The organism is Methylophilus methylotrophus DSM 46235 = ATCC 53528 (assembly GCF_000378225.1).
Taxonomy (GTDB): domain Bacteria; phylum Pseudomonadota; class Gammaproteobacteria; order Burkholderiales; family Methylophilaceae; genus Methylophilus; species Methylophilus methylotrophus.
The window spans coordinates 1,144,972-1,157,132 of sequence record NZ_KB905141.1; the positions used below are offsets into that span (position 1 = coordinate 1,144,972).

Below are 12,161 nucleotides of genomic sequence, written 5' to 3' on the forward strand. Positions count from 1 at the left end.
TTGCGCCGTTAACCCACTTAACTGTGCCAACACTCACATTGCAGCAAAGCAGATTTTAATTATGTCATTACCAACAGCTTTTGATCATCATAGCACAGCATGGTTGCAGCCCCTGGCCGCAACCATGCCTGAGATGCCTATGCTGGCGCTTAATCGCCGGGCACACTGCATTGCGGCCAGCACCGCTGCCCAGGCGCTATTGGGAGAAAGTAATGGGGCATTACCCAAGGAAACTTGCCAGCTGTTGGTTCAAGCCATGCGCGAAGGCCGTACTGAACTCAGTATCACCCTCGTGATTCATGGTTTAAAGCGAGATTTCAAATGCCGCCTGTTTTATCCCACATCTGACCGACGTGCCGTCGGCCTAATGCTTGAGGAAAAAGAGCATACCCTAGCTGACCAGCTGGTACACATGCAATCCATCGTGCGCTCGTTGATTGAGATGAGTCCGGACCTGATTTGTATCAAGGACCATGAAAATCGCTGGATGATGGCCAATCAGCAGATGCTCAACACTTTCCAGATGGATAGTTTTGACTTTGAGTTTCTGAATAATCTGCAAATTGCAGACACTTTACACCCAGTCTTCCGTAACAGTTTTGAACACCACGAAAAGTCTGACCAGCAGGTCTGGCAGTCCAGACAGGCTTACCACAACGAGGAGCTGGTACATTTGCCGCAAGGTGGCTACAAAACCCTGGAAGTGAACAAGGTTGCCTACCACGACCAGAAAGATCAACCCAGCCACCTGATTACTGTGGCACGCGATGTCAGTGAACAGAAGTTCATTGAAACCCAGTTACAAAACCGTAGTGCAGTCCTGGACACCCTGATTTCGTGCGACTGGATGTTGCACTCGGCAGAACGCTGGCAAAGCGTGGCAGAAAATGTGCTACAGCAATGCTGCCTGTCTTTCCGCTTCAGCCGCGCGGTATTGTTACAACACGAAACCATTACTACGCGTAAAAAAACTGAAATCCGCTCAAAAGCACTGTTCCACTGGGCGATCAACGGCTTCCATCACACTTACCAGCATTGGGAAAAGATTTCATTCCTGTCGCCCGAGCTGCAGCGCTGGTATGCCCTGCTCTCGAAAGGGCAACCTGTGATGTGTGATGCGCTCATGCTACCCGAAACAGAGCGGGCCTTGCTCAAATCACACGACACCGTCAACCTGGTGATTGTGCCGCTCATGATAGACGATGAGTGGTGGGGCTCCGTGGTCATCGAGCGCTGTTTCGATGCCGAGAATACCAGCTCACAGGAGCTGGGCTCACTGATGGCCATTGGCCGTACACTGAGTGTTGCGATTGACCGTGAGCGTACCGGCAAGCACCTCAAGCTGGCAAAGATCGCTTTCGACAGCACCACAGAAGGCATTATGATCGTCAATCCGGCGGGCGAACTGGTTGGGATCAATCAGGGTTACACGTTAATCACCGGCTTCGAAGAGTCAGAAGTGCTGGGTACAAAACCACAAATTTTCAAGCAGCGTCCACGCGGTTTATTTGGCGCATTGAAACGCGATGGTAAATGGTCAGGCGAAATTGAGAACATCCGCAAGAATGGCGACAGCTATACCGAGTGGATGACCATTACTGCAGTACGCAACCACGCCAATGTGATTACCAATTACGTGGGCGTGTTTGCAGATATCAGTGAAATGAAGCGATCACAAAAGCAGCTGAACTCACTGGTCAACCATGATCCATTGACCGGGTTACCCAACCGCCGCCTGATTAATCATTTGTTTACGCATGCGATCCAGCGTGCCAACCGCAATGCACAACAAGCCGCCGTGTTGTTTATCGACCTGGACCGCTTTAAAAACATCAATGACAGCCTGGGGCATTACTCTGGCGACCAGCTCCTGCTGGGGGTGACCGAGCGTTTGCGCGCCTCCCTGCGCGAATCGGACATTGTTGGCCGACTCGGTGGAGACGAATTTATTGTCTTGCTGGAAAACCTGCACGGCAAATCTGATGCAGCCCAAAAAGCCCATGATATCCTGGATGCCCTCAGGCGCGAGTTCTTGATAGACCATCATGAGATTTTTGTCGGCGCCAGTATCGGCATTTCCATGTATCCGCAGGATGGCCAGGATGTAGAAAGCCTGATCAAAGCGGCTGACCTGGCCATGTACCATGTCAAGAATAATGGTAAAAACCATGTGTCGTTTTACGACGCCTCCTTAAGTCGCGATGCGGTTGAACACTTCCAGCTGGAAACTGAGTTACGCCAGGCACTGACGAAAAATCAGCTCAAAATGTTCTACCAGGCACAGATTGACTTGAAGACCGGCATGATTATCGGTGCTGAAGCCTTGATCCGCTGGCAGCATCCTACCCAAGGCATGATTTCGCCCGCCAAATTTATCCCGCTGGCCGAAGAAACCGGGCTGATTCTAAGCATAGGCGAATGGGCCTTGACCCAGGCCGTACGCCAAGCCCATACCTGGCATAAACAGCATCCTGAGTTCAGGAAGATCGCCATTAATGTGTCTGGCGTGCAAATCATGAAAAGCAAATTTGCTGACACCGTCTATGGCATCTTGATGGACAGCGAATGTGACCCTTCCATCATTGAGCTGGAAATCACTGAAAGTACGCTGATGCAGCATACCCAGCACGTGGTGAGTACCTTTAACCAGCTCAAGCTGCTGGGAGTGACCATTGCCATTGATGATTTTGGCACTGGCTACTCCTCATTGTCCCACCTGAAACGTTTGCCGCTGGACCAGATCAAGATCGACCGCAGTTTTGTCAAAGACTTGCCTGATGACAAAGATGATGCGGCCATCACCAGTGCTATCTACGCGATGGCAACGCAATTGGGATTCAGCGTGGTTGCCGAGGGTGTCGAAACCGAAGAACAGGAAAAGTTTTTACAGAAACTGGGGTGCCAGACAGCGCAAGGTTACCTCTATGCTTATCCGGTCAATGCCGAGGATTTTCTGCAGTTATTAGTCTTAAACAATCAAAGAAAAATAAAACGCCATGCCTAATCAAGCCTCCGACACCTTTTACATAGACATAGACCAGCTGCAGGTTGGTCTATACATCCATCTCGACCTGGGTTGGATGGATCATCCTTTTTCGGTGAGTAACTTCAAGATCACGGATGACTCGCAAATTGAGACCATTAAATCCCTCGGACTAAAACAACTACGTTATGACCCAAGACGCAGCTCCAATACCCCGCTCAGGCATGCTGCTTACCAGAATGTGGTTGAATTCCCGCTGAGGAAAGCAGCCTCACCAAAAATTGAGATCATTGATGATGCGCCGGAATTAAGCCCGTCGCAAAAGAAACAGCTGGCACTCAGGCAAGCAATTGCGGAAAGTGAACAGAAGTTCATGAAGACCAGCGCTGAAGTCAAAACCATCCAGAAATTATCAACCGAGCGCCCGGAGCAGGCTTATGGCATGGCGTCCAAGCTGGTTGAAGACCTGGTCAGCAGCACGCTGACAGAGGGTGATGTGGCGATTCACGCCATGAATGGCCACCGTATTGGTGACCAGCACTTCCAGCATGAATTGAACACCCTGGTGGTGGCGATGTTACTGGCGAAGAACCTGGATATCACGGACGACGACGCAGTGGTGCTGGGCATGGCAGCTATTTTGCATGATATCGGCAAGCGCCAGATCAGTGACAAGATCCTGCTTAAGAAAGATCCACTCAGTGTACGTGAAACCGCGATTTATCAGACCCATGTCCTGCTTGGCCTGAATATGCTGCGCGACGTGGCCGTGCCAAGAAGGATACTGACGCTGATTTCACAGCACCATGAGTTTGCAGATGGTAGCGGCTACCCAAAAGGGCTGCATTGCGACCAGATTGATCCGTTATCCCACATCCTGATTATTGCCAACATGTACGACAACTTGTGCAATCCCTCTAATCCGGCATTGACCAAAACCCCCTATGAAGCGCTGAGCGTCATGTTTGCGCAACAACGCCACCAGTTTGACCAGTCTATCCTGCGCCGGTTTATCAAGTGCCTGGGTATTTACCCGCCCGGTAGCGTCGTGCGCCTATCTGACCAGAAACTGGCCACGGTGCTCTCCACCAATCCGCAACAACCTTTGCGCCCATTTATCCAGATGCTGAGTGATGACCGCGAGGAAGAAGGGGAAATTATCGACCTCAGGCAAGCATTGGATATCAATATTATTCAATGCCTGAAACCTGAACAGCTACCAAATGCCCTGCAGAGCATGTTAAGGTTGAAACAGCGTACCAGTTACTTCCTGGACAAGATTTACGCATCCTCTTAACCTAACTCTGTCTTATGTAAGGCCATGCTGCGCATGACTGCATGACCTTGCAACCGACCATCACGCTAACTTAATTCAGCTTCGTTAAGTCGTCCTGGCTGGCAATCCCAGAAACTGGGCAACTTTAGGCAAGTACACCAGCACCAAGCGTTCAACCATCAGTACCGCAATCAGCGACAGCCCCAAAAATGGCAACAATATCGCCAATAGCACCGTTGCCACCACTGTTGCTACTGGCATACGCGTGTTTAGTCTGGTTTGCGCAAACGGCGCCCCTAATGTACTGGCCTGGCGCCTGCGCAACCACATGACCACACCACTGACCACGACAGCCACCAGCCCCAACGCCGTGAGTAAGCCCAATAGTTGATTAAACCAGCCAAACAGCTGACCTTCGTGCACTGCGACGCCATAGCCAACCACCCGGTCAAGCATGGGTTTGTCTTCAAAATTGGTGCGCGACAAAATCGCGCCATTTTGTGGGTCAAGGTTTACGGTGACGCGCGAGGGCCGATGCTGAGTATCCGACTTACCTACCCAGCCAGCATTGCGTCTGGAAGGTGCGGCGATCATCACTGGGGGGGGTAATTGCAGCCCGGCCACATTCCTGACCATGGTATCGAGTGAGGCTGGCAAGACGGTTTGTTCAGGGATATCTGCAGTGAGCTGCCGGTCATGTCGGTGATGCGCATGCTCCTCACCTGGCGCAAGCATGCTGTTGGCCTCCTGCAATTCCTTCTGGCTGGTGAACCAGTCTTGTTTGATTTGCGTCTGGCTCGTTGCACCAAACTGGCGGACCTCTTTTAATAACCCACCCCAGGATTTGGTCCACGGCAAGCCAGAAATCAATAAAAACAAGACAAACAAAGCAATCCAAAAGCCGATGACTGCGTGCAGGTCGCGCCAGAATATACGCCGGGCAACCTTGCCAGATAGGGGCTGACCACTTGCAATGTGCAAGCGTGGATACAGCACGCCAGCCAGCCCTTTTGCATCGCGCGGCCACCACAAAAACAACCCGGTCACTATCATTACAATCGCCCAGGAGGCAGCTAGTTCAACGAGATACGAGCCTTTATCCCCCATCAGCAACCGCCCATGCAGGCGATGAATCCATGGCATAAACCTGTCTTCCTCAGTGGCGACATTCATCACTTGCAACGTATATGGGTTGACCAGCACCCGCCTGAGTTCACCCTGGTATATGAGCATGACGTGGGCCGGAGATTGAGGGCTCGCTGGCAATTGGTAGGCATTAAATTGCGCATGTGGCAAAACCTTTACGGCGGCCAGCGCCTGTGAAGTGACAGACTGCGGGACTTTTTCATTGGCCTTTACCTGATAAGCCGCCTCTTGATACGCCTCGAACTGCGGTTTAAACAGGTAAATGGCACCCGTGACCGCTAACAATACAATAAACGGCATGCAAAACAGACCTGCATAAAAATGCCAGCGCCATACTGTGTTGTATCCCAGCCATGGCGATTTTATGAAATAGCTTTTCGTGATCAATCCTTACCAATAGTCTCGTGTTGCCCTAGTAATCAAACTTCAATTGCACGTAACCCGTGCGCTGCGGATAAGGGTGGAACACATACGCTTTGTAGTTGTTCAGGTTATCCACGCCCACACTCGCGGTGAACCTGTCTGTCAGCTTGTAATTGACTTTTACATCGACAAAAAAGAACTTGCTGGTGCCGCCAAAGGTATCCGGGTGACTGTCACTATTATCCAGCGTGTTGTACTGCCTGCCGCTGTACCGCGCGCCAAGTGAATATGTCAGGTTTGGGGTTTGATGATAGGTGGCCGCCAGCTTGTATTGCTGTTTGGGGATACGTAATGGTTTGTTGCCCTGCGTCGTTGGTGCGAGGTCGTTTTGCAGTATTTCAGCGTCTGTCAACGTGGCATTTGCCAACAGGTCCAATCCGTTGATTAAGACGTCTTCCCAAACGGATGAAATTTCAATGCCATTGGTACGCACGTGATCTACATTCTGGATAAAGCTGCACCCAGCCGCAGCGGTACAAGTCCCGGTGCCAAAAGGAATCGCTGCACCATTAATTGCGGTTTGGCTCACCAGCGCATCCAGCTTGGTTTCGTGGAAAAGGCTGGCACGAATCAGGCCATTCGAAAAGCGGCGTTCAACACTAAACTCACCAGAAATCACTTGTTCTGTTTTTAAATTGGGGTTGTTTTCTATGAGGGTGTTACCCTGGCTCAATTGCTGGTACAGCTCTGAGACTGTAGGAAAACGGTAAGCTTTACCGACTGACGCACGGAAGCCCCACTCCGGCTGTGGTTCAAAACTTAATGATAGTTTGGGTGAAAACTTGGTTTCAGACTGCGTGTCATAACTGACCGTTCTAAGACTGCCGCCCAAGGTTGCCTGATTGCGACCATCCTCTGCTTGCCAGTGTTCTGCACGGCCACCCAGTGTTAGTGCCCAGTGCGGATCCATCTGCCATTTATCCTGCACATACACCGCCTGTGTTTGCGTTTGGCCGCGCGAGGAACCGAATAATGCGCCTCTGGTGCTACTGCTCCAATCCGCCGTATCATTGGTTTTGCTACGCAACTCGTAATCATCAATGTGATAGCCAAACTCAATGTGGTGATGTTCCGGGCGGAAAATACCTCGCACGTCCAGTGCCTTCCAACCCGTGCCTTCCAAATCGGTCAACCGTCCAGCGCGATTGATGTATGGATTGCCCGCCGCCGTCGCAATATTGCCATTTTGGGTTAAAAAAGAGTTATTGGTTTTATCTTTCTGGTAATCGTAATCAGACAAAGTCACTTGCCAGTCAAAAAAACCCTTTGTATTACTTTTCAGATCAAACGCCTGCATCACATGCAAAGCACTGCCCCTGCCGGGCGTAAAACCACTGACATCATAATTCACTCCATTGGCTGACACCCTACCGTTGTATATGGCATTGCCCGCCGCATCACGGACATAACTTTTTACATCCACGCGGCTATCCAAATCCCACACGCCAACGGTGTATGCGGCCTTTAAGTTGGGGGTGATGTCATATGCCAGTTTAATTTTGGTGGTCAGCTGGGTACTATCATCCAGTCCCGTTGCCCCAAAAGTCACGCGATTCCTGCCTAGCGGGTCAGTATCCCTAAACGCGCCTGTGACGCCAGTACGGCCACCCGCCGCGGTACCAGCACTCACCGCATTGGCAAACTGCATGGGCTGGCTCTGGTTCTCAAGCCTGTCCACGTCTATCCAGAAACTGAAATCGTTAATTTTATTGCCCATAGACGCGGTTTCGTGATTGCCTCTAAAAGTCGAGTCCGTGCCATATCGCTTAAAACTTTGCGCAAAGGACTGCACGCTTGCATGCGACTCAAACTTGGAGGGCATACGCGTGTTCAGGTTAATCACCCCGCCCATTGAGTTGCCCGCATACAGCGCTGAAAATGGACCATACAAAATGCTCACACTTTCAATCTCCTCAGGGCTCACCAAGCCCCAACGTGGCGGAAAACTAAATGAATTCCCCAGCAAATTAGAGAGCAGCACCCCATCTGCATATAATAAAGTTTGCGCACTTGACAGCGTCCCTGTGGTCCTCGTGGCAATGGGCCCGTTTCTATCGCCGATATAACGCTCACGCACCTGGAAACTTGGCAGGTATTTTAATGTTTGCTGCGCAGTTGTCGCATTTACCGTCTCTTGAATCTGTTTGCGGCTATAGGTTTCCACGGCAGCGGGGTGATTGGTAATGCGGCTATCCAATGGTGCCGCCGTTACCTCAACTTCATCGAGTTCGATTGGCTTGTCGTGATCGGCATATGCCAGCCAGGGCATTGCAGATACGATGACCAATGCGATTTTTGTTTTGTTCATTGTGACCCTCCCTGGGTAAATCGGACGCCTGATGTCATCATGTTTTTAGTAAAAGAATGTGACTGCGATATTTACCGAACGTCCCCAGCCAGGCACCTGCAAACCTTGGCGTATGGTTGCAACCATGGTTGCCCCTTGTCCTAGATAGGCGCCTCCTGTCGGATCAAAGTAAAGTTTATCCAGTAAGTTTTCCAGCCCTAAATCCAATCGCGCTTTTTTCCACTCATAGCTGGTGTATATGTCCAGTAACATATAACCAGGCGTTTCGTTTTCATTACGGATTGCTTGAACACGAGACTTGTTGCTGAACATACGTGTTTGAACCCGGTTTTTCCAAGCGCCATCAGCATGCAGCAAAGCTAACTTGGCATTGAGTGGCATGATGGCGTAGAGGTCATCATTGCTGACCGTGTTTTTGCCGCGCACATAATTCACATCCAGTTGCAGACCCAGACTCCCCCATGCACTGTCTGCCACCAATGTTTTTTTGGCGTTTAAATCAACACCAAACATCCTTGCGTTTTGATTGCTCAGTGTCAGGTTGGAAAAGCCGTCGGTACGTGTAGCACAAGTAACGCCTACACTGGCACAGGTAGCGGCGTCGATATAGTCATGCACATAGCGGTAGAATGGTGTCACTTTCACTTGCCAGTTCCGACGTTCAGCATCATGCCAGTCCGCCGTGAGTTGCAAGGTGTGCGACTTTTCAGGGGCCAGATTGAGATTGCCCACATAACCGTTACCATCCCCAAACCAATTGTTCATGTTCATGACCATGGTGTTGGTATTTGCCCAGGTATAGCGTTCATAAAGATTGGGAGAACGCATTTTGAGGGCGTAGCCAAACTCATAGTGTTGGATAGCATCCGGGTTGTATCTGGCGAGCAGGGTGCTGTCCACATTGTTGTCGGTCTGGCTTTTATCATTGGCATTAAAAATAGCTGCCGCCGCACCATAACCAGCCATGCCGGCCAATGTGGGGTTATAACCTTGCACATTGTCTGCATCTGATTTCACCTGACTCAAACGCAGACCTGCTTGCGTCCACCATTGCGATGACCATGTAGCCTCCCATTCGGCATAGATATCATTACGATCACGTTTGCCATTGTTGATATTTTGAAAGGTATTGGGCGCCATCATCATGCCGGTACCTGAGGGTGGCCAATCATCCTCCAGTCCATAGCGCTGCAGGTCCAGTCCAAGTCGCAGGGTGTCGCGCGGGCTGAATAGCCAGTCCAACTGGGTATTAAAGCCAGTGGTGTTGCCACGGGCATTCATCGGCATGCCTGGGGCATTGCCATACCAGAATTGTTTATCGGCACCAAAATTCATGGTATGCCGTGTGTGCTCATAATACAGACGACTTTGCCATGTTCCCCAGTCATATTTGGCCTCGTGCCGGAGCTGATATTGCTCGCTACGGTTACCTGTCATATCCATGCGCTGGTTAGGAAAGCCTTGCTTGCCGATATCTTGCAGACCCAATTTAAATTCGAACAAATGGTTGTCGACTTGAAATCCCAAGGCCAGGGCATGATTGGTTGACCGGTATGCAGTCGAGCCAATCTCGTCCGCATCCAGCCACCCTCGGCCAGTCGCTGCCAGACCAGCGGACTTGAATGCGCCTCCTGCACGTGCATTATTTGCATCAACGGTTGCACCGGTATAACGCAAATACATTTGCTGGTTAGCGACAGATGCAGAGGCATTGACGCCAAATGCGTCGTTATTGCTGCGATAAAACGTATTCAGGCTGGCATGCTTCAATAGCTGATCATCCATAGCAAATTCGGGTGCAGCCGAGTTGACAATGATGCTACCTGCAATGCTGTCACCACCGACACTGACGGGGGCGAGGCCTTTATAAACCTTCGCATCAGCAATATTGGTCGGCGCAATGTAAGAAAGTGCCGGATTCATGTGATTGGCACAACTCGAAATCAAATCCATGCCATCCACCTTGATGCGAATACGGTCATCAGCCAATCCCTGCATCATGGGTACACTCGAAACACCGCCATTACGGCGCAACTGCAAACCAAACAGGTCGCTTAACACGCTGGCGCTGTCCCCGCCTGCTTGGGCTGCATTTTGTTGTTGTACAGAGGCTGTGTGTTTGGTCGCAGTGACTTCAATTTTCTCAATGTCTATGGACTCGGCATGTGCCATCATGGGCAAGGCCATTAAAACAGGCAAATATAGTTTGGATTGCATACAAACTCCCGGAGCGCCACAGTCATGGATAGGCTGCGGCTGAACTCTCTTTTAATTATTTTGGTGTTGACTTCGTCATGCTGCGAAGACTTGCCTGGTATCCGCTTCAGGCTGCCAACGTATCAATGCACTGATATCACAGGAAAAATAGGTGCATAGCTTGCCCAGATGCTCGGTACATGCGTTGTAGGTAGGATTTTTGATCATGCGGTGCAGGGTCATACGGCTGATGCCGGTAGCGTCAGCGACTTCTTTGAGGGTGATGTGGCGTTTCCACTCCACCTGTTTGGCAAATATCATTGCCTGTAGATTGATAATAATCATGAGATGACTCCATCATTGCCTGAGTTGCAGGCAGACTCATAAGCCGTCAGATCACCTGACGGAACTAGACTGAGTGTGGAGTCAATGGGGGAGCGCGTGAAAGATGCGCAGTAGGATAAAAACTGGCAACAACAGGCGCCTGATACTCGCTTAAGGCGATTGTTGCCTGTGTTTTCTGAAACAGAATATATGCAGGGCTATGGGCTGGGATAGTCACCTGATCCAGCGCCATCTGGCAAAACGGGCAATGATTAAGATGATGACTCAATGACACCGGTTTTTGCGAAGGCTGGTAATCAATCAGGGTGGAGCGCAGCTTGCCCTCTGTGGTAATGACCTGAATGAAGAGTTTGTTGCCCTGTGAAGAACACACTTCCTGCACAAAAGTTTTACCACTTTGCATGGGGAAAGCCACAGTCAATGTTGGCATAAGTGAGGCCAGCATGATTGCCATCAAGGCCATGTGCGCCATCCAACGTTGAAATTTGACTGTTACCATCCGGGCATTTTAACGACAATCCTTTAGAATAGACAAGCGTTTCAATTGACACAGGACAAACCATGGCCGGATCCAGCTTACTGGCATTACTTGATGACATCACCACCATGCTCGATGATGTATCGGTCATGAGCCAACTGGCTGCCAAGAAAACCGCGGGCGTGCTGGGGGATGACCTGGCCCTCAATGCTCAACAGGTGACAGGGATTGCGTCAAAAAGGGAGCTTCCGGTGGTGTGGGCGGTGGCACGTGGTTCGTTCATCAACAAACTGATTTTAGTGCCTGCCGCTTTATTGATCAGCGCCTTTTTACCCTGGCTGATTACGCCCTTACTCATGCTGGGTGGTGCTTTTTTGTGTTTTGAAGGTTTTGAAAAGATCTGGCATAAATTGCGTCATGACAAAGAAGAGGATGCGCATACACAGGCCGTGCATAGCGCAATGCTGCAGCCAGCCACTGATTTAGTGAGCCTGGAAAATGAAAAAATAAAGGGGGCAGTGCGTACTGACTTTATCCTTTCAGCCGAAATTATTGTGATTGCCCTGGGGGTTGTGGCCGAAGCAGCGTTGACGCAGCGCATCCTGGTGCTTTCCTTGATTGCGATCCTCATGACCATAGGGGTCTATGGCCTCGTTGCCCTTATCGTCAAAATGGACGATATCGGCCTGTGGCTCATGCAGCGTCAAGGCCAAAGTGTGATGTCACAAGCCACACGCAAATTCGGCTGGGGGTTGGTGCAAGCGGTCCCTTACCTGATGCGCCTGCTGAGCGTGTTAGGCACGGCTGCCATGTTTCTGGTAGGCGGCGGCATTATCGTCCACGGCATCCATCCGTTACACACATTCGTTGAGCAGTTTCCCCAATGGTCTTTGCTTTTGAATATGACTGTTGGCGTGCTTGTGGGTGCAATTCTTACGTGCTTAATAAATATCGTTAAGTTAATTATTAACAAGCACTAGTTTTTTTCTAACCCCTTGTTAGAATT

8 protein-coding genes are annotated in these 12,161 nt (G+C 50.5%); 3 read left to right on the forward strand and 5 right to left on the reverse strand.

The window, feature by feature from the left end; all coding sequences use genetic code 11:
• Window positions 1–61: 61 nt before the first annotated feature.
• Window positions 62–3,004 (forward strand): sensor domain-containing protein, encoded by a 2,943-nt coding sequence (locus tag F463_RS0105600; RefSeq protein ID WP_018986077.1) that lies wholly within the window; start codon window positions 62–64, stop codon window positions 3,002–3,004.
• On the forward strand, window positions 2,997–4,280 hold the full coding sequence (locus F463_RS0105605) for a cyclic di-GMP phosphodiesterase (protein WP_018986078.1): 1,284 nt from the start codon (window positions 2,997–2,999) through the stop codon (window positions 4,278–4,280). Before F463_RS0105600 ends, F463_RS0105605 begins: the two co-directional genes overlap by 8 nt.
• A gap of 84 nt (window positions 4,281–4,364) precedes the next feature.
• Here F463_RS0105605 and F463_RS0105610 read toward each other — a convergent pair whose 3' ends face one another.
• The 5 genes from F463_RS0105610 to F463_RS0105630 form a co-directional block, all read right to left on the reverse strand.
• Window positions 4,365–5,792, reverse strand: a complete 1,428-nt coding sequence (locus F463_RS0105610) for a PepSY-associated TM helix domain-containing protein (protein ID WP_281163653.1) — start codon at window positions 5,790–5,792, stop codon at window positions 4,365–4,367.
• A gap of 25 nt (window positions 5,793–5,817) precedes the next feature.
• Window positions 5,818–8,136 carry a TonB-dependent receptor gene (locus F463_RS0105615; protein ID WP_018986080.1) on the reverse strand — a complete coding sequence of 773 codons (2,319 nt, stop codon included), beginning with the start codon at window positions 8,134–8,136 and terminating at the stop codon, window positions 5,818–5,820.
• A gap of 45 nt (window positions 8,137–8,181) precedes the next feature.
• Window positions 8,182–10,353: a TonB-dependent receptor gene (locus tag F463_RS0105620; protein ID WP_018986081.1), complete on the reverse strand. Its 2,172-nt coding sequence runs from the start codon at window positions 10,351–10,353 to the stop codon at window positions 8,182–8,184.
• Between the two features lie 75 nt (window positions 10,354–10,428).
• Window positions 10,429–10,677, reverse strand: a complete 249-nt coding sequence (locus tag F463_RS0105625) for a helix-turn-helix domain-containing protein (RefSeq protein ID WP_018986082.1) — start codon at window positions 10,675–10,677, stop codon at window positions 10,429–10,431.
• Between the two features lie 64 nt (window positions 10,678–10,741).
• Window positions 10,742–11,140, reverse strand: a complete 399-nt coding sequence (locus tag F463_RS0105630; protein WP_245545134.1) for a DUF2946 family protein — start codon at window positions 11,138–11,140, stop codon at window positions 10,742–10,744.
• A 98-nt stretch (window positions 11,141–11,238) separates the two neighbouring features.
• Between F463_RS0105630 and F463_RS0105635 the strand changes: the two genes are divergently transcribed.
• The gene (locus tag F463_RS0105635) at window positions 11,239–12,135 is read left to right on the forward strand and encodes a DUF808 domain-containing protein (RefSeq protein ID WP_018986084.1); all 897 of its coding nucleotides are present in this window, start codon (window positions 11,239–11,241) and stop codon (window positions 12,133–12,135) included.
• Window positions 12,136–12,161 lie beyond the last annotated feature (26 nt).

Coding starts and splice junctions, on each gene's coding strand:
- F463_RS0105615 (WP_018986080.1), bottom strand. CDS start 8,136: ATGAACAAAACAAAAATCGCATTGGTCATCGTATCTGCAATGCCCTGG.
- F463_RS0105635 (WP_018986084.1), top strand. CDS start 11,239: ATGGCCGGATCCAGCTTACTGGCATTACTTGATGACATCACCACCATG.
- F463_RS0105605 (WP_018986078.1), top strand. CDS start 2,997: ATGCCTAATCAAGCCTCCGACACCTTTTACATAGACATAGACCAGCTG.
- F463_RS0105620 (WP_018986081.1), bottom strand. CDS start 10,353: ATGCAATCCAAACTATATTTGCCTGTTTTAATGGCCTTGCCCATGATG.
- F463_RS0105625 (WP_018986082.1), bottom strand. CDS start 10,677: ATGATTATTATCAATCTACAGGCAATGATATTTGCCAAACAGGTGGAG.
- F463_RS0105600 (WP_018986077.1), top strand. CDS start 62: ATGTCATTACCAACAGCTTTTGATCATCATAGCACAGCATGGTTGCAG.
- F463_RS0105630 (WP_245545134.1), bottom strand. CDS start 11,140: ATGGCCTTGATGGCAATCATGCTGGCCTCACTTATGCCAACATTGACT.